This window comes from Spirillospora sp. NPDC047279 (genome assembly GCF_040643285.1).
Lineage (GTDB): Bacteria > Actinomycetota > Actinomycetes > Streptosporangiales > Streptosporangiaceae > Spirillospora.
On sequence record NZ_JBEYUA010000002.1, the window covers coordinates 592,847 to 614,337 of the forward strand.

Here is a 21,491-nt window from a genome sequence, read left to right on the forward strand (position 1 = left end):
CACGGGAGGCACCGGGTGGGTGATGCTACCGTCCGGAACGGGACGGGTGCGGCGAGTGCCCGAGTTCGTTCAGGGCGCGTACGGACGGTAGTCGTCGTCGTCACGCGGGCGCTGCGAGCCGTCACGATCGTTCGGCTCGGCGGTGATGGCCGCCGCCTCGGCACGTACGGGCGGCACCGCGGGCGCGACCGGAGCCGCCGGCACGGGCGGAATCGGCGGCGCGGCCGGAACGGGCGGTACGGGCGGAGCAGCCGGGACGGGCGGAGCAGCCGGGACGGGTGGCGCCGCGGCCGGCGGGGACGTGGCCGGGACGGCCGTCGTGGTGCCGTCGTTGTCCCTGGCGGCGCCCCTGGCCGTGTCGCGGACGGCGCCGAAGAAGCCGCCGAGCCCCTCCAGCGCCTTGCCCATCTCGCTGGGGACGATCCACACCTTGTTGGCGTCACCCTGCGCGATCCGCGGAAGGATCTGCAGGTACTGGTACGCCAGGAGCCGCTCGTCCGGGTTGCCCTCGTGGATCGCCTTGAAGACGGTCGCGATGGCCTGCGCCTGGCCGCGGGCGCGGGCCGCCTGCGCCTTGGCGTCCGCCTCCGCGGCGAGCACCGAGGCCTCGGCCTGCCCGCGGGCCCGCAGGACCGAGGAGGTCCGCTCGCCCTCGGCGGTCAGGATCGCGGACTGCTTCTGCCCCTCGGCGGTGAGAATGGAGGCGCGCTTGTCGCGGTCCGCGCGCATCTGCTTCTCCATCGCCTCCTTGATCGAGTCAGGCGGGTCGACCGCCTTGAGCTCGACCCGGTTGACCCGGATGCCCCACCTGCCGGTGGCCTCGTCCAGCACGCCGCGCAGCTCGGTGTTGATCTCCTCGCGGGACGTCAGGGTGCGTTCGAGGTCCATGCCGCCGATGATGTTGCGCAGCGTGGTGACGGTCAGCTGCTCGATCGCGGTGAGGAAGTTGGCGACCTCGTAGGTCGCGGCCTTGGTGTCGGTCACCTGGTAGTAGATGACCGTGTCGATGCTGACCACCAGGTTCTCCGCGGTGATCACCGGCTGCGGCGCGAACGGCACCACCTGTTCGCGCAGGTCGACCCGGTTGCGCACCTGGTCGACGAACGGGACCACGAGGCTGAGCCCGGCGTTGAGCGTGCGGTGGTAACGGCCGAACCGCTCCATGATGTCAGCGGTCGCCTGCGGCACGATGCGCACCGAACGGTAGAGGACCAGCGCACCGACCGCGATGGCCACGATGGCCAGGATCAGTGAGGGGCTCACTCCTGGATCGTAAGTCGGCTTTGCCCTTTGGGACAGATGCCAATTTCAGGTCAGCCGAGCGAACGGGCGTACCAGCGTCCGTTCTGCCGCTCCACGCCCAGCGGGATTCCGAAGCACTCGGACAGGTGCTCCTCGGTGAACACCTCGTCCACCTTGCCCTGCGCCACCACACCGCCGCGGCGTAGGAGCAGCGCGTGCGAGAAGCCCTCCGGGACCTCCTCGACGTGGTGGGTGACCATCGCCATCGTCGGCGCCGCCGGGTCGTCGGCCAGCCGCGCGATCCGGCGGACGAGGTCCTCGCGCCCGCCCAGGTCGAGGCCCGCGGCCGGCTCGTCCAGCAGCAGCAGCTCGGGGTCGGGCATCAGGGCGCGGGCGATCTGCACCCGCTTGCGCTCGCCCTCCGACAGCGTGGAGAACCTGCGGCGGATGAGGTCGGCGCAGCCCAGCGCGTCCAGCAGCTCGACCGCCCGGGTGACGTCCGTCGAGTCGTACTCCTCCTGCCAGCGGCCGAGGATCGCGTACGACGCGGTCAGCACCAGGTCGATGACCTTCTCGTCGGTCGGCACCTTCTCGGCGACCGCGGCGCTGGCGATGCCGATGCGCGGCCGCAGCTCGAAGACGTCGGTACGGCCCAGCCGCTCGCCGAGGATCTCCACCGAACCCTCGGTCGGGTGCAACAACGCCGCCGCGATCTGCAGCAACGTCGTCTTCCCCGCGCCGTTGGGGCCGACGATCACCCAGCGCTCGTCCTCGTTCACGGTCCACGAAACGTTCCGCAGGAGGGTCGCACCCTCGCGCGTCACCCCGACTCCGCGGAGCTCAAGTACATCGCCGGCCATCGCGCGCCTAGTCCCCAGTCCCGCCGTACCGAATGATCCGTACACAGCCTACTTCCAGTCCAAGGTGCAGGTTCCGTGCCTGGTAAGGATTCGTTTTGTCGTGGTCGGGCCCTAGCTTGGAGAGGCCGTGCGATTCTCAGCGCTTATGGTGGTCTGCATGCACGCCGGGTTTCGGAGGGTGGGATGAACTACAGCGGCGCGGATACGGCGACCGCACTGGTCGCCTGGGGCAACGCCTGGCTCGCGGGTCACGTGGGCCTGGACGAGGCCGTCGACGCCGTCGAAAAGATCTCGGGCCCGCAGATCCTCAGCACGTCGCCGGGTGAGTCGCCGCTCCGCCGCGGCCTCGGTGAGCTGCGCGTCTCCGGCATGACGGCGCTGCGCCTCGCGCTGCCCGCGCCCGGCGACCCGCTCGGGCTCACCGGCCCGCCCGGCCTCAACCGCGCCGCCATCGAGGCCGAGGCCGCGGTCATCGTCACGCTCCCCGACCGCTCCGTCGGGCTCGTCCCCGCCGAAGACCGCCGCGGCTCGTCCTACGTCGGCGTGCTGTGGAACGCTCAGGACGCCAACCCCGGCGCCCCCGACGTGCCGACGCTCGCCGAGGCCGACCGCCTCCTCACCCTCGCCATGCGCGACGCGACCGAGGCCCTGCTGACCGTCGACGACGTGTCCGGCGTCTCGCCGGAGATCGCCGACGCCCTCGCCGACCTGCGCGACCGCGGCGAGCACCCGCTCGCCCCCGGTTATCCCCCGCGCGCCCACCGCGTCGCCGCCCTGGCCGGCCGGCTCTCGATCGTGGTCGACCTCGCGCACCAGCTGGACGCCCGCGGCCTCACCGCCGACCAGATGCAACGCCGCGCCGAGGCGCTGCGCCTCCTCGACGGCGCGATCCGCCGCGCCCTGGTCGCCGCCTGCAACAGCGCGTTCGACCCCGTCCCCTGAAAAGCGAAACGAGGCGCCCCCGCCATTGGGAACGCCTCGTCCGGAGGGGTCGACTAGCTGCGCACCACGAGGGTGTTGCAGATCTTGTCGGCGAACGTCTGCTTGCGCTCGTCCCAGATCGGCCAGAACCAGCCGATGTAGCAGGCGAAGTTGTCGGCGATGTGCGCCAGCTTGCGCAGGAACGCCATGCCGAACCCGATCGGCTGCCCGGTCTGGGCGCTCACGAGCCGGATGTGCATCTGCCGCTTGCCGGGCGTCTGCCCGGTCGTGCCCTCCTGGTAGCAGAGCCACAGGGCCGCGACGAACGCCGCGAGGTAGCCGACCAGCATCAGCAGCAGGCCGATCACCGCACCGGCGTCACCGGCGGCCGACAACACGGCGCCGATGATGTAGAGCAGGATGAGCGGACCGGCGATGATGAGGCCGTCGATGAGGTAGCCACCGGCTCGCGAGCCCCACTCGGCCAGCTGGCCGGTCGAGCCGTAGTGGTGGTGGTGGACCTCCTGCTGGTAGCCCGGCTGCTGGCCGTACGCGGGCTGCGCGGGCTGCTGAGCGTAGCCGGGCTGCGCCGCGGGCTGGCCGTAGCCGGGCTGCGCGGGGGGCTGCCCGTACCCGGGCTGCTGGCCGTAACCAGGCTGCGCGGGCGGCTGCTGGCCGTAGCCGGGCTGCGCCGCGGGCTGGCCGTAGCCGGGCTGGGCGGGGGGCTGCTGCCCGTAGCCGGGCTGCTGGCCGTAGCCCGGCTGCTGCTGCCCGTACGGGTCGTAGGGGTTACCCACACTTGCTCCTTATTGATTGACCCTGTGGTTTGGGATGCCCGCCGGACCCGGAGGGCTCCGCAAGTCAGGCCGACGCGGGAAAGACGGCCTCAAACTCGCAGGAGACCGAGCCGGACAAGCTGCCACAGCTCCGACCCCACGAGGGCGGTGCCGAGCACCCACGCGCGAGTGCCCGGTCGGAGTGCCCACCACCGGCGCCCCGGCCCCAACGGCGCGACGGCGAGCGCGAGCGCACCGACGAAGACCACCGGGTTCGCCAGCAGGGCGCGGACCGGATGGCCCGAACCAAGCTCGATGAACACGGTGGTGCCACCGCACATGGGACAGGGAATGCCTGTGACCCCCCGGAGAGGACAGAGCACACCCGGGTCGTTGACACGGTGGATCCACGCCGCCCCCACGGCCGCTACGGCCATGGCGGTGACGCGCAGCAACACACCCACAGGGCCATGCCGCGCAGCGGTGAGAGTCCGGCTGACCAATGTCTCCGGTGCACCCCGTGGTGCCCCGGCGACGGTCGCCCCGGGCGCTCCCCCCAACGAATCCTCCGCCTCGATGACTTAAGTCCGAGTGACCCGTATATCGGGTACACCCCGAGGTCGGTCAAGCCCTGGCGACCATCCGCGATCGGACCGTTACCTGATCGGCCATGACACAACCCCGTGGGCAAGAGTAGGACAAAACACCACCCCACCGTGACCCGTTTCCTCTGATGACCCCCACGCAACACCGCACCTCAACACCCCCGCCGACCAAAAATCACCGAGGCGCCAAGGCGGTCGGGCGTACGAGGCACCGCGCGAGCGCGACCCGGGGAGCGCGCGCGGGTGAGCAGTGGGGCCCGTTGCGGCCGATGCGGGGCCCGGCCCCAGTGATGTGCTCATGGCGCGGTACAGGAGCCCCCAGGCTCAGTGACGTCCCCGTGGCGCTGATGCGGGAGCTTACGTTCTGGGCGCCGCGCGGGGCTTCGCGAAGTGGGCCGGGCACGGGCGCTCGGCGGCGGCTGCGGGCGTGCGTTCCCAGGGCTGGGTGAGACGCGCCGGTGGCGCGTGGGCTCGGCCGCGACGACGGGGGTGGCGCCGGGGAGCGGGCTCGGGCCTGGGCAGCAGGTGGGCCCCAGAGGTCATGGGGCGGTGGCGGCCTCGTGGCGGTGGTCGCGGAGGCGGCGTGGCTATTGGCGTACGGCCTGGGTGTGGGCCGACGTGTCCGGGGTCAGGCTTGGGCTGCGGCGCCTACCGTTTGGGGGGTGACGGGGTCACCGGCCTGGTCGGCTTCGATGACGTCGGCGATGACGCCGGTGATGTTGTCGGGGCCGCCGGCGTCGCGGGCGAGCTGGATGAGGCGCTGGACGGCGCGGTACGGGTCGGCCTCGGTGGAGAGGACCTCGTAGATGGTCTGCGCGTCGACCGGGCCGCTGAGGCCGTCGGAGCACAGGAGGTAGCGGTCGCCGAGGCGGGCCTCGCGGAGGCGGAGGTCGGGCTCGCGGTCCTCGCGGCCGTCCAGGACGCGGTAGAGGACGTGGGAGAGCCGGGACGTCTCGGCCGGGTCCGGGGTCTGGCCGGTCTCGCTGGCCTCGGCGTTGAGGAGCTGGTCCATCGTGTGATCCTGGGTGATCTGGAACAGCTCGCCGTCGCGGAGGAGGTAGCCGCGCGAGTCGCCGATGTGGGCCAGGGCGACGCGGGCGCCGGACCAGAACATCGCGGTGAGCGTGGTGCCCATGCGGCTCAGGTCGGGACGTTCCTCGCGGACGATCCGGAGTTTCTCGTTGGCCTCGGCGACGGCGCGGCCCAGGCTCTCGACGAGATCGTCATTGTGGGCATCGGTGTCGAGCGAGCGCAGCGAGCCGATGACGGTGGAACTGGCGACCTCGCCGCCCGCGTAGCCGCCCATGCCGTCGGCGACCGCGATCAACCGTGCACCGGCGTAGCCCGAGTCCTCGTTGTTCTCTCGGCTGCACCCGATGTCACTGCCTGCTGCGTACCTGATTGTTACGTTCATACCGATTTCGATGACGATCCTGTCGTGGGAGTTGTATCAGTCGCCGGCCAGGCCGTGCCGGACGGCGTACAACGCCGCCTGCGTCCGATCCTGGACTCCCAGCTTCATGAGCAGATTACTGACGTGTGTCTTCACCGTCTTCTCGGAGACCACGAGAGCACGCCCGATCTCCCGGTTGGATCTGCCCAGTGCGATCTGCACGAGCACCTCCCGTTCCCGTTCGGTCAGCGCGGCCAGGCCGCGGTCGTCTCCGGCCGCCGAGTCCACACGCACCATCGCCTCGGCGGCGTCGGGCGCGAACAGGACATGCCCGTCGTGCACCGCCCTGATCGCCTGGACGAGCGCCTGTGGATCGACATCTTTATATAGATACCCAGCCGCCCCTGCCTGTACAGCCGGCAGCACGTGTCCACGTTCCGTCACGCTCGTCAGGACCAGAACGCGCGCCGCCACCCCGCGAGCCCGGAGTTCCGTCAGCGCGGCCAAGCCGTCGGCACCGGGCATCTTGAGGTCCATCAGCACGATATCGGGCTCCAGCGATTCGGCCAGCGACACCGCGGACACGCCGTCCTCCGCCTCGCCGACGACCTCGATGTCCTCCTGGATCCCGAGGAACGTGCGCAGGCCCTGCCGGACCACCGGATGATCGTCGGCGATCAGCACCTTGATCACAGGCCCACCTCTGCAATCGCGGCACCGGCCTCTGTGATCACCGCGCTGACCTCTGTAATCACGGCGCTGACCTCTGTAATCACGGCACCCGCTTCTGTAGTCACCGCGCTGATCCCTGTGATCACGGCACCCGCTTCAGTAGTCACGCGGGTACCTCCAGCCGGACGACCGTTCCCGCTCCCGGGTCGGTCTCGATCGCCAGGGAGCCGCCGATGGAGCGGGCCCGGTCGCGCATCGAGGCGAGGCCCAGGCCGCCGGGCGGCTCGGCGCCGTTGACGATGCCGGAGCCGTCGTCGACCACCTCGAGCACGACCCGGTGGTCGTCGCGGCCGAGACGGACGTCGACCGTGGCGGCGCCGGAGTGGCGCAGCGCGTTGTAGAGGGCCTCCTGGGCGATCCGGAACAGCGCGGCCTCCTGGTCCTCGGGCAGCGCCACCGCGCCGTCTCCTGCGAACCGTACGGCCGTTTCGTAAGCGCGGTCGAGTACCTCGACGTGCTTGCGGAGGGAGGGAACGAGCCCGTCGGCCAGGTCGGCGGGCCTGAGCTCGAAGATCACGGCACGGAGCTCGGCCAGGGCCTCGGCGGCGAGCCGTTCGACCTGGGCCAGTTCGGAGACCGTACGGGCGGGGTCGCGTTCGGCGAGGGCGGCGGCGGCCTTGGCGGTGAGGCGGAGCGAGAAGAGCTTCTGCGCGACGGCGTCGTGCAGCTCGCGGGCCAGCCTGTTGCGTTCGGCGACGACGGTGAGCTCGCGGTTGCGCTCGTACAGCCGGGCGTTGGTCATCGCGATCGCGGCGTGCGCGGCGAAGAGCGTGAGCAGTTCCTCGTCGGACGCGGTGAAGCCCTGCCCCTTGGGGACGTCCTTCTTGTTGGCGAGGAAGATGATGCCGAGGATGTCCTCGCCGTCCTTGATCGGCACGCCCAGGAAGTCCTTGAGCACCGGGTGCGCCGCCGGCCAGCCCTCGAACTCGGGCTCCCGGCGGATGTCGGCGAGCCGCTTGGGCTCGTCGTCGCGGAGCATCGCGGCGAGCATGCCGTGCTGGCGCGGAAGGGGCCCGATGGCCTCCCACTCCGCGTCCGAGATGCCCTCGACCACGAACTCGGCGAACGAGCCCTCGTCGTCGGGCACGCCGAGGGCCGCGTAGTCGGCGGAGAGGAGCTGCACCGCGGCCCGGACGATCACCTGAAGGACCTCGTGCACCGAGAGGTGCCGGGTCACGGCGAGGACGGCCGAGCTGACGGCGTGCAGGGTCGCCGCGTCCTGATCAACGCAACCGCGCCGGTCGACGCCCATCTCACCCCCGCTCTCGTCCGCGCCGCGCGAGCCCTTCGCAGCTCACCTGTGAAGACCGTACTCTCTGGGCGTCTCATCCCGAATCAGCCCCGGGTCCTACGTCGGGTCGAAGGTCCTACGCCGATAAGACGAGAAGGCGCGGGACCGGTCGGCCGATGTCGCCGGGATCAGGGGTTTCTAGCGTCGAGGCATGACGCGGAAGACGGCACTCATCACCGGCGCCTCTCGGGGTCTGGGCCGGGCTCTGGCCTGGGAGCTCGCCCGGGACGGCTGGAATCTGATCATCGACGCGCGCGGGGCTGGAGCCCTCGACGCCGCGGTCGCGGAGCTGGACGGCGCGAGGGTGACGGCGCTCGCCGGCGACGTGGCGGATCCCGAGCACCGGGCGCGGCTCGTCCGGGCGGTCGAGGAGGCGGGCGGGCTCGACCTGCTGGTCAACAACGCCGGAACGCTCGGCACCACGCCGCTGCCCCGGCTCGCCGACCAGCCCCTGGACGACCTGGCCACGGCCTTGCGGGTCAACCTGCTGGCGCCGCTGGCCCTGATCCAGGCCCTCCTGCCGACGTTGCGCGAACGGCGCGGCGCGATCCTCAACATCACCTCGGACGCCTCCAGGGAGCCGTACGAGACCTGGGGCGGCTACGGCGCCACCAAGGCCGCCCTGGAACAGATCTCCAACGTGCTGGCCGCCGAGGAGCCCGCCGTGGCCGTGTGGTGGGTCGACCCCGGCGAGATGCGCACCGACATGCTGCGCGCCGCGGGCGAGGACGCCGACGCCGCTCCCCCGCCCGAGACGTCCGCCGCGGCCCTCAGAAGCCTCGTCACCGACCGTCTCCCCAGCGGCCGCTACCAGGCCGCCGACCTGGCGAGCACCCGATGACCACCGCGACAGAACCCGAGCCCGTCCTGACCGCCCCTGCCCCGAACCTGAACGGCGTCCCCCAGCAGGCCGCGAAGGGCACCTCGGCGCAGGTGGTGGCCGGTGGGCTGTTGAACGGGCGGTACCGGACGGCGACGCTCGGCATCGTCCTCACCGTGACGTTGCTGGCGTTCGAGGCCATGGCCGTCGGCACGGTGATGCCGGTGACCGCCCGCGATCTGAACGGCCTGTCGCTGTACGCGTGGGGCTTCAGCAGCACCCTGATCACCAGCCTGCTCGCCACCGTCGTGGCGGGCGGCTGGATCGACCGGTCGGGCCCGGCCCGGCCGATGATGATCGGCCTGGGCACGTTCGTCGCCGGGCTGGTGGTCGCGGGCGCCGCGCCCACCATGGAGGTCTTCGTGCTCGGCCGGGCCGTGCAGGGCCTGGGCACCGGTGTCGCGATGGTCGCGAGCTACGTGCTGATCGCCCGCGTCTACCCCGAGTCGCTGCGCCCGCGGGTGTTCGCGGCGCTGGCGGCGGCCTGGGTGCTCCCCTCGCTGATCGGCCCGGCGGTCGGCGGCGTGGTGGCCGAGCACGCCGGCTGGCGCTGGGTGTTCCTCGGGCTGATCCCGCTGGTCGTTCCCGCGGCCGCGATGCTCGTCCCCGCGTTCCGCGAGCTGGCGCCCGTGCGGCACACCCCGCCGGACGCCGCGGAACGCCGCGGAACGGTCACGCGCTACGCGGCGGCCTTGGCCGTCACGGCGGGCGCCGGGGTCCTGCTGTTCGGCCTCGACAACCCCGGGCTGATCCTGATCCCGGCGGCGATCGCGGGGCTGGCCGGGCTCGCGTTCGGGCTGCCGAAGCTCTTCCCCGCCGGAACGCTGAGGATGCACCGCGGCCTGCCGAGCGTCGTGGTGGCGCGCGGCCTGCTCGCCGGGGCGTTCTTCGGGACGGACGTCTTCATCCCGCTCGCCCTCACCTCGCTGCACGGCTTCAGCCCCACCCAGGCGGGCGTGGTGCTCACCGTCGCGGCGCTCGGCTGGTCGGCCGCCTCGCAGATCCAGGGCCGTTCCCGGCGCCCGCAGAGGCTCTTCGTCCTGCTCGGCGCGGTGTTCGTGACCGCCGGCGTGGTCGCGGTGACCGTCACGCTCCAGCTGTCGGGCTGGTGGGCGGCGCCCGCCTGGACGATCGGCGGCTTCGGGATGGGCTTCGCGATCAGCAGCCTCAGCGTCCTCATGCTCGACCAGTCGGCCGAGGACGAGCAGGGCGTCAACTCCTCCGCCCTCCAGATCGCCGACACCCTCGGCTCCTCCGTCGTGGTGGGCCTGGCCGGCGCGCTGGTCACCGGCTTCGGCACCGAGCACCTCGAACAGGGGCTGGTCGTCGCGGGAGTCCTCTTCACCGCGATCGCGGCGTTCGCCGTGGTCGCCGCCCTGCGACTGGAAGCAACCGCCAGAGCCTGACCTCAGGAGACGACCATGGTCGACACCCTCGACTTCACCCTCCCGCCCGAACTGGAAGCCCACGAACCCCCGGAGGCCCGCGGCAGAACCCGCGACGGCGTCCGGCTCCTGGTCGGCCGGCGTTCGTCCGGCGAGGTCTCCCACCACGAGTTCCGCGACCTGCCGCACCTGCTCGACCCGGGCGACCTGCTGGTGGTCAACACCTCCGCGACCCTGCCCGCCGCCGTCCGCCTCGACAAGATCGCCGTGCACTTCTCCACACCCGTCCCCGACGGCGACGACGACCGGCTCTGGCTGGTCGAGCTGCGCCGCAGAACGGGAAAGGCGAGCGTCCCGTACCCCGGCGGCTGCCCCGGCGAGTGGATCCCGATGCCCGGCGGCGCGACGCTGACCCTCGTCGGACGGCACTCCGAACGCCTGTGGGCGGCCCGGCTCAGCACCGCCGTGGTCCCGTACCTGCGCACGTTCGGCGTGCCGATCCGGTACGGGTACGTGCGCCGCGACTGGCCCACCGCCGCCTACCAGACCGTCTTCGCGTACGACCGCGGCACCGGCGGCGCGGAGATGCCCAGCGCCGCCCGCCCGTTCACCCCCGAGCTCGTCACCCGGCTGGTCGCGGGCGGCGTCCTGCTCGCCCCGATCACCCTGCACACCGGCGTCGCGTCGCCCGAGGCCCACGAACCCCCGTACGCCGAGCGGTACGAGGTGCCCGAGCAGACCGCCGCCCTGGTCGGCCACGTGCGCGCCCGCGGCGGCCGCGTGATCGCCGTCGGGACCACCGCCGTGCGAGCCCTGGAGACCGCCGCGGACCCGTCCGGTCACGTCCGTGCCGCCCGCGGCTGGACCGAGCACGTGATCACCCCCGAGGACGGGGTCCGCGTGGTCGACGGGCTCCTCACCGGCCTCCACGAGCCGAGGTCGTCGCACCTGATGATGCTCACCGCCATCGCCGGGCACGGCCTGCTCGAAAGCACCTACCGGGCGGCGCTCGACGGCGAGTACCTCTGGCACGAGTTCGGCGACCTCAACCTGCTGCTTTCCCACTGAGGCGCCGCCCTCGGCCGGACCGCCCCCTCGGCCGGACCGCCCCCTCGGGCCGAGATCGCCGGGCTACACGCGCTTCGGGCTGATGCCGTAGGCGGCGAGGGTCGCGTCGGTGGAGATCTGAAGGAGCAACGCGGTCCCGGCGACGGCCGGGCCCACCCACATGCTCTGGCTGATCAGCGGTTCGGGGCTGAACGCGATGATGAACGGCTCGACGTAGTCGCTTCCCAGCTGGGGCTGGGGAGCGGTACCGAGGCCGGTGCCGAGGGCTTCGGAGAACGTGCCGATGTCCTTCTGGATCTCCATGGAGACGCTGTTGGCGGTGTTCCCGCACTTCCACTGGGTCAGCATCACCGGATCGTCCTTGCCGGGCGGGGCCACGTCGGGGCAGTTGTACGCCACGTCGAAGCGCCGCTTCAGGCCCTTGGCCGCGGTGTACTCGCGCCGGTAGTTGAGGTCCGGTCCCCGTTTCGCCGTCTGCCAGCGCAGGAACTCGATGACGGCCCACTGCTCGAAGCCGCCTCCGCCCTTGAGGGTTCGTGCCTTCTCGATGGTCGGGGCCACCTGCCCGAACCATTCCCAGAGGTCGTTGAAGAAGACTCGCTGATCGATGTTCGCCATGGCCGGTTTCTCCCCTGCGCGTCGCCCGTGATGGCCTCAGCCAAGAGCGGGCGTCCGCGGGCGGTCAACGAACGGGTGGTCCGGGCCGGATCGTAAGGGGGGCCGCGGCCCGGCTGAAAACTCACCGCCACGCCCCACATTCCGCTTCACGCCTCTGCCGTACTCCCCGGTCGGCGCGTTCCCCCGGCACCGTCACCCAAAGAAGTGGAAATCGGCTCGCGCGGTCGGTGGTGTCCGCATCGTGGACGGCGGACGCGACCTCCGGCTTTCGGCCGGTACCGTGGTGACCAGCATGGACGGGTCAGAGCAACGCACGCTCCTCATCACACTCACCGGCCGCGACCGCCCCGGCGTGACATCGCGGCTGTTCAGCACGCTCGCCGGCTTCCCGGTGACGGTCTCCGACGTCGAGCAGGTCGTGATCCGCGGCCGCCTCGTCCTCGGCGTCCTGATCGCGTACGAGGAGGGCGCCGACGTCGGCCGCGTCTGGACCGCGGCGGAACGGGTGGCGAACGATCTCGAAATGGAGATCGAACTCTCCACGGGCCGCATCAAGACCATGCCGCGCCGCCGCGGACGCCTGCACGTCACCGTGCTCGGCGCCCCGCTGAAGCCCGCCGCCATGGCCGGGATCGCGGGCCGCATCGCCGCCAACGGCGCCAACATCGACCGCATCGAGCGCCTCGCGCACTACCCCGTGACCTGCATCGAGATGGACGTCTCCGGCGCCGACTCGGAGGCCCTCCGCGCCGGGCTGGCCGTCGAGGCCGCCGCGCAGCAGGTCGACGTGGCCGTGCAGCACAGCGGCCTGCACCGCCGCGCCAAGCGCCTCATCGTGATGGACGTCGACTCGACCCTGATCCAGGGCGAGGTCATCGAGCTCCTCGCCGAGCACGCGGGCTGCCTGGACGAGGTGGCCAAGGTCACCGAGGCGGCCATGCGCGGCGAGCTCGACTTCGAGGGCTCCCTCCGGGAGCGGGTCGCGCTGCTGGCGGGCCTCGACGCCGCCGCGATCGACGCCGTCCGCGCCAAGGTCGAGCTCGCCGCGGGCGCCCGCACGATGGTGCGCACGCTCAAGCGCCTCGACTACAAGTTCGCCATCGTCAGCGGCGGCTTCACCCAGGTCACCGACGCCCTCGTCGCCGACCTCGGCATCGACTACTCGGCCGCCAACACCCTCGAGATCGCGAACGGCAAGCTCACCGGCCGCGTGGTCGGCCCCGTGATCGACCGCGCGGGCAAGGCCACGGCGCTCGAACGTTTCTCCCGCGAGGCGGGCATCCCGGTCAACCAGACGGTCGCGATCGGCGACGGCGCCAACGACCTCGACATGCTCCAGGCCGCGGGTCTCGGCATCGCCTACAACGCCAAGCCCGTCGTCCGCGAGGCCGCCGACACCGCCGTCAACGTCCCCTACCTCGACACCATCCTCTTCCTCCTGGGCATCTCCCGCGAGGAAGTAGAGGCCGCCGACGCCGCCGACGCGCACCCCTGACCCACCTCCGGGCCCTCGCCGCTCTGGGCGCCTCTTCGGCTCTCGTTGACAAGCTCGGCCGCTCGGGTTGATCAAGTGTCGGGCAACGCGGGTACATCGTGATCTGAACGGTCACGGGGGGTGCTGGGGTGTTTCGGGGTGCGCGCGAGGCGTACGCCACGGTGGAGGAACGGGCGGCGCCGTTCTACGGGCTGGCCGCGGCCCTCGCCATGGCCGTGCCGCTCGTCGTGGGCGCCCTGACGGGCCGGGCGACCCAGGGGTCGATGATCGCCCTGGGGGCCTACCTCGTGGCGTTGCGGGCACCGGAGGGGCCGTACGGGGCGCGGGCCCGCAACATCGGCGGCGCCGTCCTCGTCGTGGCCGTCGGGGCGACGATCGGCGGCTACCTCAGCGGGCACACCTGGCTGGCGGTCGCCGTGGTGCCGCCGGTGGTGGCGCTCGGCGGCGCGGTGAGCTGGATCGGCCCGACGGCCGGGATGGCGGTCCTGATGACCGCGATCAGGCCGCGTTCGGACGACATCACGTTCAACGGGTTCCTGGAGTTCCTCGGCGGCCTGCTGTTCGGCGCGTTCCTGCTCCTCCCCTGGCCCGCGCGGCGGCTGCGCCCGCTGCGCACGGCGCTGGCCGAGGCCGCCGAGACCGTGGCCGAGGCGCTGGACGCGGTGGCGCAGGACATCGGCGCCCCCGACCCCGGGCCGCTGGACGCCGTCGACCTCACCGATCCCGATCTCGCGGCCGTCGCCCGCAAACCCGACTGGGAGGAGCGCCGCCGGGCCGCGGCCCGCGCCCTGACGGCGGCGCGCACCACGTACGGCCTCTACAGGTCCGACCGGGGCCGGGACGAGCCCACCCGCCCGGAGCGGCTGATCGAGGCGCTCGCCCGTATCCTGCACGAGACCGTGGCCCTCCGCGCCCTGGTGGAGGCCGCGCGGCGCCGCCCGCCCAGCCGCGACTGGCAGATGGAGGCGCACGTCGCGATCGCCGCCCTCGCCGCCCGCGTCCGGCTGCTCGCCGCCGCCACCGAGACGACCGGGCAGACCCCGCTGGGCACCGTGGAATCGGCCGCCGTGCGCCGCCTGGGACGGCAGAGCGAGGCGATCCGCCGCGCCAGCCTGGCGGGCGACGAGGACCTGGTGGCCGCGGCCCTGATCGGCCAGATCCGGCGTTCCATCGACCGGATCGCCGGCAGCGTGGACTCCGCCCGCCGCACCGTCGCGGGCGGCCTGCGGATCGGGTTCGGGCCGCCGCGCCCGCTGGACGCCCCGCACCCCGCCTCGCTCTGGGAACGCGTCAGCACGGCGGTGCGGACCCGTTCGCCCTCGTTCCGGCAGATCTCGCGGGTCAGCCTGACGGTCGCGATCGCGATGGCCATCGCCGCCGCGCTGAAGCTCCCGCACGGCCACTGGCTGACGATCACCGTCATGCTGAGCATCCGCGGCACGTACGGCGAGACGGCCGAACGGATCGTGCAGCGAATCGGCGGCAACGCGCTGGGCTCGGCGATCGCCGCGATCCTGCTCGCGCTCAGCCCCGACCAGGTGACCACCGCCCTGATCCTCTTCGTCTGCGGACTGGTGGCCTTCACGCTCCGTTCCGTCGACGCCGCCTACTGGGGGCTCTTCGGAACGCCGCTCGGCCTCATGCTGATGGACTTCTCGACGCCCTCCGACTGGACCGCCGCCGGTGAACGCATCGCCCTGACGACCACGGGCGCGCTGATGGCCGTCCTGGCGGCCCGGCTGCTCTGGCCCGCCGGGTACGCCGAACGGCTGCCCGGCCAGCTCACCCACCTGCTCAGCGTGCACGCCGACCTCACCCGGGCCACGGCCGCCGTCGTCGAGGACGAACGGGAGCAGTTGCCGCACGACAAGATCATGGCCGCCGAGCAGGCCACCGAGAAGATCAACGAGGCGCGCAACCGCCTCGCCAAGGAACGGGTCCCCGACGTCGAGCGCATCGCCCGGCTCCGCACCGCCACCCAGGCCGCCCACCGGGTCCGCGACCACCTCATCGCCGTCGGCCGCATGTCGCGCGAGGAGGACATCGACAGCGGGCCCGTCCCGGAGATCCTCGACCGGATCGCCGACCAGCTGGAGGAGGCCGCCACGGCCCTGGAGGACCCGCCGGACGCCGTCACCGGCGACTCCGGCTCCCGGGACCCCTCCGACCGCCTCGACGACGAGTTCGCCGACCTCGACGCGTACCTCTCCAAGCTCGCCCGCAAGCGCCGCGCCGAGGTCGAGGAGGGCGTGGAGACGGACGCCTTCACGCCCCTGCGTCACGCCCTCCTGCACGTGTCCGGCGTCCGCTACGCCCTCCGCTCCCTGCGCGGCGACGTCACCGACCTCGTCGAATCGGCCCTCGCCGCCAGCCATCCGGGCGAACCCGTCCAAGACAAACCCACCCGCCCCTGACCCCCGCCGCGCGGATCTCCGTGATGCAGAGGAAATCGTGACCGAACAGGTCAGGATCCGAGAAGCGCGGCGCGGCCGGGCCGCCTAGCGTGACCGCCATGGTTTCCGTCGAATTCGTCACGCTCGAGGTGGCCGACACCGCGGCCGCCGACACCTTCTACTCCGCGGCCTTCGATCTGGACTCCCAGATGCGGCTGAAGGCGTCGGAGGCGGCGACGACCGGCTTCCGCGGGTTCACGATGTCGCTCATCGTGTCCCAGCCGGCCGACGCCAACGCCCTGATCGACGCCGCCCTCGAAGCGGGCGCCACGTCGCTGAAACCCGCCAGGAAGTCGCTCTGGGGTTACGGCGGCGCCGTACAGGCCCCGGACGGGACCGTCTGGACGGTCGCGTCCTCGTCGAAGAAGGACAAGGAACCGGCCAGCCGCAAGATCGACGAGGTCGTGCTCCAGCTGGGAGTCGAGGACGTGGGCGCGAGCAAGCGGTTCTACGTCGACCGCGGCTTGGAGGTGACGAAGAGCTACGGCGGCAAGTACGTCGAGTTCGGCCCCGCGTCGAGTCCCGTCAAGCTGACCCTCTACAAGCGGAAGGCCCTCGCCAAGGTCGCCGGGATCGATCCGGACGGCACCGGGTCGCACCGGCTGATGATCGGCAGCGGCGCCGGGCCCTTCACCGACCCCGACGACTTCGTGTGGGTGGCCGCCACCTGACGCGAACGGACGGGACCGGTCAGCCCTTGGGCGTACGGGTGAGCGTGAGCGTCCCCGAACCGGGCCACGCCTCCGCCCACGGGGCCGTGAGCTCGATGACCGCCAGCGCGCAGGTCGGGAAGGCCTCCGGCGCTCCACCCGTCAGGTCGTGGACGAGCTCGTGCACCGAGGGGTTGTGCCCGATGAGCAGCAACGTCCGTACGCCGTCGTCCGTCTCGCGTACGAGGGACAGCAGCGTGTCGGAGTCGTTGTCGTAGATCTGGTCCTCGAAGCCCACGTCGCTCCGCAACGCGAGGCCCTCGAGGGTCTGCCTCGTCCGTACCGCGGTGGAGCACAACACGCGGCCCGGCACCAGGTCGTTGTCGCGCAGCCACTCACCGGTCGCCGCGGCGTCGCGCCGCCCGCGGTCGTTGAGCGGCCGGTCGATGTCGGCCAGGTCCAGGCCCGCGACGGCCTTGGCGTGGCGAAGCACGATGAGCGTCGGCATAGCCGTCACCCTAGCCCCGCGCCCGGCCCGCGCGGAGTGTCCGGCCTGGCTCAGGGAGAGGCCATGGCACCCAGGATCCAGAGCACCAGCATGATCCCGAGCATCCCGCCCAGGACGATGGCGAAGCCCTTCGGCCCCGACATCGCCGGCTTCTGGTCGCTCATCGCCCTGCCTCCCGTTCCGAACGTTCCGGACCGCGCACCCCTACCGCAGGCCCGCGTACAGCGTACGACCGCCCCACCGTGCCCCCGACACCACCCACCCCGAACGGCCCGTCGAACGGGTGAAGGGGCCGGTGGCTGGTGCCACCGGCCCCTTACAGGTGTTCCTTGTACGGAGGGTCAGGCCTTGTTGGCCGACGACTCCCGCCCCGTGCCGGACTTCGGCTGGGCCGCGGGCTCCTCGCCCTCGGCCGGCGCGTCACCGGTGGCGGTCTGGCCGGCCTCGACCTCGCCGCCGGATTCGGACGCCGCGACGCCACCGGACGTGGTGCCGCCCGGCGTGGTGCCGCCCACCACCGCGGGCTGCCCCTCGTAGGAGCCGATCGGGTCGGCACGCCGCTTGGAGATCACGATCGCGCCGACCACGACGATCACCGCCGCGGCGGTGATGCCGATGCGCAGCGGGACGTTGCCCGCGTACGTGACGACCGCGTCGGCGATGAGCAGCGCGACCAGGTTCATGACCTTGATCAGCGGGTTGATCGCGGGGCCGGCGGTGTCCTTGAACGGGTCACCGACCGTGTCACCGATCACCGTGGCCTCGTGGGCCTCGCTGCCCTTGCCGCCGAGGTGCCCTTCTTCGACGAGCTTCTTGGCGTTGTCCCAGGCGCCGCCCGCGTTCGCCAGGAAGACCGCCATCAGGACACCGCACGCGATCGCGCCGCCCAGGAACGCGCCCAGCGGCGCGTACCCCAGCGCGAAGCCGACCGCGATCGGCGTCATGATCGCCAGCAGTCCGGGCGTGGCCAGCTCGCGCTGCGCGTCCCGGGTGCAGATGTCGACCACGCGGTCGTAGTCGGGCTTCTCGGTGTAGTCCATGATCCCGGGCTTGGTGCGGAACTGCTCGCGCACCTCCACCACGACCCGGGCCGCCGCCCGGCTGACCGCCATGATGGCCAGGCCGGAGAACAGGAAGACCACCGCCGCACCGATGATCAACCCGATCAGCACGTTCGGGCTGTCGATCGAGATGCTGAACGTGGCGAAGTTGCCGAGCGCGTCCTTGGCCTCGTCGGAGGCGTCGGACAGGGCCGTGACGACCGTCGTGCGGAACGACCCGAACAGCGCCGTCGCCGCCAGCACCGCCGTCGCGATCGCGATGCCCTTGGTGATCGCCTTGGTGGTGTTGCCGACCGCGTCGAGGCGCTCGAGCACCGCGGCGCCCTCGCCCTCGACGTCGCCGGACATCTCGGCGATGCCCTGCGCGTTGTCGGAGACCGGTCCGAACGTGTCCATCGACACGATGACGCCGACCGTGGTGAGCAGGCCGGTGCCCGCCATCGCGACCGCGAACAGCGCGACCGTCGTGTTGCCGAAGCCCAGCAGGAACGCGCCGTACACGGCGCTGGCGATCACCAGCGCGGTGTAGACCGCCGACTCCAGGCCGAGCGAGATACCGGACAGGATCACCGTGGCCGGCCCCGTCCGCGCGCTGTCGGTGACCTCCTTCACCGGCTTGCGGTTGGTCTCGGTGAAGTAGCCGGTGAGCAGCTGGATGGCGCTGGCCAGCACGATGCCGATGATCACCGCGCCGAGCGCGACGACCTGCGGGTTGGCGTCCAGGCCGAGGATCTGCGGGTCGGAGACCCCGTTCAGCTCCTCGAACGAGGACGGCAGGTACGCGAACGCCGCGACCGCAACCAGGACGGCCGAGATGATCGCCGAGATGAAGAAGCCACGGTTGATCGCCGACATGCCCGAGCGGTCGCCGTCCCTGGGCGCCACCGCGAAGATGCCGATCACGGCCGTGATCACACCGATCATCGGCACGATCAGCGGGAACACCAGGCCCTCGGTGCCGAACGCCGCCGTGCCCAGGATGAGCGCGGCGACGAGCATGACCGCGTACGACTCGAAGAGGTCCGCCGCCATGCCGGCGCAGTCGCCGACGTTGTCCCCCACGTTGTCGGCGATCGTCGCGGCGTTGCGCGGGTCGTCCTCGGGGATGCCCTGCTCGACCTTGCCCACGAGGTCGGCCCCGACGTCGGCGGCCTTGGTGAAGATGCCGCCACCGACTCGCATGAACATGGCCAGCAGCGCCGCGCCGAAGCCGAAGCCCTCCAGGACCTTCGGAGCGTCGCCCTTGTAGGCGAGGACGACCACCGCGGCTCCGAAGAGGCCGAGGCCGACCGTGAACATGCCCGCCACACCACCGGTCCGGAAGGCGATGCGCATGGCCTTCTTCTCGCCGCCCTCCTCCCGGGCGGCCGCCGCGACGCGGACGTTGCCGCGGACCGCGAGCCACATGCCGGCGAACCCGGTGATGGCCGAGAACGCGGCGCCGATGACGAAGAAGACCGAACGCCCGACGCGTTCACTGGTCGAGTCTGCGGGGAGCAGGAGCAGGACGAGCGGGATCAGCACCACGAAGATCGCGACGGTGCGGAACTGGCGTTTCAGATAGGCGCTTGCGCCTTCTTGCACGGCCCGAGCGATGCTCTGCATCTTCTCGGTGCCCTGGCCGGCGGCCAGCACCTCGCGAACCAGACCTCCGGCGACGGCCAGTGCCAGCAGCGCGACCACTCCGACGACGACGACCAGGGTGAGGTCGCCGCCGCCGAGATCCACATCTGCGCTGGCCGGGCTTGACAGGGAAAGCCCAGACATCCGTCCTCCTCGACAGGGGCGTGCGATCTTCGATCGCCGAAAAGACGATCTCTACCGCGTACCCCGCGGGGAGTGCTTTGACGCCTCGCACGGGCGACGCGGGTGCCGGGAGTCTACGCACGCCCGGTCGGAATTAGAAGCCTGCCGGTTCCTTAATGAGGTCGAAACGAAAAAGCAATCATCCATGCGCCAGAATTTGACCTTAAACTGCCTTATCTCGAGGTTTTCCCAGGTCAGACAGGGTCATGTGACTCTAGCCCCACAGATATTGACACGCTCCACAACCGCCTCATGTCAAACCCCACTCCCCACAAGCCCCCGCCACCCCAAATTCGAGACATCCACTAACCGCAATTATCTACTGCCCAAAATCCCCGCCAGTCCTGCCTCTGGCATGAGAATCTCACAAACAATTCTCCCCTCCGTCACCGCCCCCTCCATAACCCCACGCCTCCAAGTCACCCCACCACTAACTTCCAACCTCTCCAGTAACACCAGCCTCATTGACCTCCCCCGCCCCTCCACTAGCTCAAGCTCCCTCCGACACCTGCCCAGCGGTCAGCCCCCGATGCCGAGCCCGCCACACACATGCCTGGGCCGAGACGAAGCTCCCTGCCCGGAAACCCCAGCGCCCAGCCGGGGCGAAGCGGCCGAACAGCTCAAGCAACGCCCGCCCAAAGGAGCTGGTACGTACCCAGGCGGCACCACGGGCACGCGATGTCGTCACACCGCCTGGAAAGGCAGAGGCTCCGCCAGGACGCAGAGCGCGGGCGGGACACAGGGACGGGGCCGGGTCTGGGAATGGCAGAGGCCCCGCCGGGGCGGGGCCTCTGGTTTCGGGTCTGTTCGGCTCAGGTTTGAGCGGGGGCTTCGGCCGGCCAGCTCATGCGGATCTGAACGCCCTTGGGGGTCGACTCGATCTCCACGTCGTCGGCCAGGCCGGCGATGACCGCGAGGCCGAGCTCGGCGGCGCCGTCGCCGAGAGCGAATCCGGAGTCGTCGTCGGATGCCGCGACCGAGGGAAGGCCGCCCGCGGCATCGTCGCCCGGAACGGTGTCGCTCACCACGACCTCGAACCGGCTCGCCGCTCCGTTCAGTTCCAACCGCACAGGCTCGTCCGGGCAATGCCGGCGATGTGCCTCCACCGCGCGGGAGCACGCCTCACCGACCGCCAGCCGTACCTCGTCCAGGATGTCCTCGGCGACACCACTGCGGCGGGCCACAGCGGTGACGATCAGCCGAGCCGTCCGGACGTGAACCGGCAGCGCGCTGAAAGAGAGCTCAACGGTCGCCATCTGCGCGACCGCTACTTGGCGCCCTTGCGCTTCTCCTGCGCGTCGGCGATCGAGTCGTGAATACCGAAGACCTTGGTCAGCCCCGTGATCCGGAAGATCTTGAGGATGCGCTCCTGGGTGCAGACCAGCTCCAGCGACCCGTCGTGCGCGCGGACCCGCTTGAGCCCGCCGACCAGCACACCGAGGCCGGTGGAGTCGAGGAACTCGACCTTCTCCATATCCACGAGAAGGTGGAACTTCCCCTTGTTGACCAGGTCGATGAGCTTCTCGCGAAGCTTCGGCGCCGTGTAGACGTCGATCTCGCCCTCCACGTTGATGACGGTCAAGCCATCGTCAGTGGTGTAGTCGTTCACCTTCAGGTCCACAGATCCTCCAGCGCCGTACTGCAAAACTCTGATCTCATGCGCCCGGCGGTCCGGTGCAACGAGACTCCGCCGTGATTCAATCACGCTCCGGCGTCACGTACGCGCGTTATCGCCCACTCGGGCGAA

Annotated in this window: 20 protein-coding genes; 7 read left to right on the top strand and 13 right to left on the bottom strand. The window is 71.3% G+C overall.

The annotated features are described in order from the left end of the window. Positions 1-69: 69 nt before the first annotated feature. Entirely contained in the window at positions 70-1,263 is a 1,194-nt protein-coding gene (locus ABZ810_RS06875; protein WP_358400148.1) for an SPFH domain-containing protein, read from the bottom strand. Between the two features lie 50 nt (positions 1,264-1,313). Continuing rightward, complete coding sequence (locus ABZ810_RS06880) at positions 1,314-2,102, bottom strand: ABC transporter ATP-binding protein (protein ID WP_358400150.1); 789 nt, start codon at positions 2,100-2,102, stop codon at positions 1,314-1,316. 183 nt (positions 2,103-2,285) lie between these two features. On the opposite strand from ABZ810_RS06880, the gene ABZ810_RS06885 reads away from it, so the two are divergent. After that, the gene (locus ABZ810_RS06885) at positions 2,286-3,044 is read left to right on the top strand and encodes a hypothetical protein (RefSeq protein WP_358400152.1); all 759 of its coding nucleotides are present in this window, start codon (positions 2,286-2,288) and stop codon (positions 3,042-3,044) included. A 53-nt stretch (positions 3,045-3,097) separates the two neighbouring features. Here the strand turns inward: ABZ810_RS06885 and ABZ810_RS06890 are convergent, their stop codons facing one another. From ABZ810_RS06890 to ABZ810_RS06915, 6 genes are all read right to left on the bottom strand, one after another. Then, positions 3,098-3,820 carry an RDD family protein gene (locus ABZ810_RS06890; protein ID WP_358400154.1) on the bottom strand — a complete coding sequence of 241 codons (723 nt, stop codon included), beginning with the start codon at positions 3,818-3,820 and terminating at the stop codon, positions 3,098-3,100. Between the two features lie 89 nt (positions 3,821-3,909). Further along, a complete protein-coding gene (locus ABZ810_RS06895; protein WP_358400327.1) occupies positions 3,910-4,236 on the bottom strand; it encodes a DUF2752 domain-containing protein in 327 nt (108 codons plus the stop codon). A gap of 796 nt (positions 4,237-5,032) precedes the next feature. Further along, positions 5,033-5,818 (bottom strand): protein phosphatase 2C domain-containing protein, encoded by a 786-nt coding sequence (locus tag ABZ810_RS06900; RefSeq protein ID WP_358400156.1) that lies wholly within the window; start codon positions 5,816-5,818, stop codon positions 5,033-5,035. 36 nt (positions 5,819-5,854) lie between these two features. Continuing rightward, positions 5,855-6,490, bottom strand: a complete 636-nt coding sequence (locus ABZ810_RS06905; protein ID WP_358400158.1) for a response regulator transcription factor — start codon at positions 6,488-6,490, stop codon at positions 5,855-5,857. Next, positions 6,487-6,636, bottom strand: a complete 150-nt coding sequence (locus ABZ810_RS06910; RefSeq protein ID WP_358400160.1) for a hypothetical protein — start codon at positions 6,634-6,636, stop codon at positions 6,487-6,489. Before ABZ810_RS06910 ends, ABZ810_RS06905 begins: the two co-directional genes overlap by 4 nt. Then, positions 6,633-7,781, bottom strand: a complete 1,149-nt coding sequence (locus ABZ810_RS06915; RefSeq protein ID WP_358400161.1) for a GAF domain-containing sensor histidine kinase — start codon at positions 7,779-7,781, stop codon at positions 6,633-6,635. The genes ABZ810_RS06910 and ABZ810_RS06915 overlap by 4 nt, the downstream gene beginning before the upstream one ends. Before the next feature lie 190 nt (positions 7,782-7,971). Between ABZ810_RS06915 and ABZ810_RS06920 the strand changes: the two genes are divergently transcribed. The 3 genes from ABZ810_RS06920 to ABZ810_RS06930 are packed head-to-tail and all read left to right on the top strand — an operon-like array spanning position 7,972 to position 11,153. Next, complete coding sequence (locus ABZ810_RS06920) at positions 7,972-8,661, top strand: SDR family oxidoreductase (protein WP_358400164.1); 690 nt, start codon at positions 7,972-7,974, stop codon at positions 8,659-8,661. Next, positions 8,658-10,106: an MFS transporter gene (locus ABZ810_RS06925; protein ID WP_358400167.1), complete on the top strand. Its 1,449-nt coding sequence runs from the start codon at positions 8,658-8,660 to the stop codon at positions 10,104-10,106. Before ABZ810_RS06920 ends, ABZ810_RS06925 begins: the two co-directional genes overlap by 4 nt. A gap of 15 nt (positions 10,107-10,121) precedes the next feature. Next, on the top strand, positions 10,122-11,153 hold the full coding sequence (locus ABZ810_RS06930) for an S-adenosylmethionine:tRNA ribosyltransferase-isomerase (protein ID WP_358400170.1): 1,032 nt from the start codon (positions 10,122-10,124) through the stop codon (positions 11,151-11,153). 63 nt (positions 11,154-11,216) lie between these two features. On the opposite strand, the gene ABZ810_RS06935 is transcribed toward ABZ810_RS06930, so the two are convergent. Then, on the bottom strand, positions 11,217-11,771 hold the full coding sequence (locus ABZ810_RS06935; protein WP_358400172.1) for a hypothetical protein: 555 nt from the start codon (positions 11,769-11,771) through the stop codon (positions 11,217-11,219). Between the two features lie 292 nt (positions 11,772-12,063). Between ABZ810_RS06935 and serB the strand changes: the two genes are divergently transcribed. The 3 genes from serB to ABZ810_RS06950 all read left to right on the top strand — a co-directional run bounded on the left by serB (position 12,064) and on the right by ABZ810_RS06950 (position 16,390). Next, positions 12,064-13,266, top strand: coding sequence for a phosphoserine phosphatase SerB (gene serB / locus ABZ810_RS06940; protein WP_358400175.1), 1,203 nt, complete (start codon positions 12,064-12,066; stop codon positions 13,264-13,266). Positions 13,267-13,394: 128 nt separating this feature from the next. After that, entirely contained in the window at positions 13,395-15,680 is a 2,286-nt protein-coding gene (locus tag ABZ810_RS06945) for an FUSC family protein (RefSeq protein ID WP_358400178.1), read from the top strand. A 98-nt stretch (positions 15,681-15,778) separates the two neighbouring features. Beyond that, complete coding sequence (locus ABZ810_RS06950; protein WP_358400181.1) at positions 15,779-16,390, top strand: glyoxalase; 612 nt, start codon at positions 15,779-15,781, stop codon at positions 16,388-16,390. 19 nt (positions 16,391-16,409) lie between these two features. On the opposite strand, the gene ABZ810_RS06955 is transcribed toward ABZ810_RS06950, so the two are convergent. The 4 genes from ABZ810_RS06955 to ABZ810_RS06970 form a co-directional block, all read right to left on the bottom strand. Further along, positions 16,410-16,877 (bottom strand): histidine phosphatase family protein, encoded by a 468-nt coding sequence (locus tag ABZ810_RS06955; RefSeq protein ID WP_358400183.1) that lies wholly within the window; start codon positions 16,875-16,877, stop codon positions 16,410-16,412. A gap of 341 nt (positions 16,878-17,218) precedes the next feature. Then, positions 17,219-19,705 carry a sodium-translocating pyrophosphatase gene (locus ABZ810_RS06960; protein ID WP_358400185.1) on the bottom strand — a complete coding sequence of 829 codons (2,487 nt, stop codon included), beginning with the start codon at positions 19,703-19,705 and terminating at the stop codon, positions 17,219-17,221. Positions 19,706-20,556: 851 nt separating this feature from the next. After that, complete coding sequence (locus ABZ810_RS06965; protein WP_358400187.1) at positions 20,557-21,000, bottom strand: ATP-binding protein; 444 nt, start codon at positions 20,998-21,000, stop codon at positions 20,557-20,559. A gap of 11 nt (positions 21,001-21,011) precedes the next feature. Continuing rightward, entirely contained in the window at positions 21,012-21,365 is a 354-nt protein-coding gene (locus tag ABZ810_RS06970; protein ID WP_358400189.1) for an STAS domain-containing protein, read from the bottom strand. Positions 21,366-21,491: the final 126 nt, after the last annotated feature.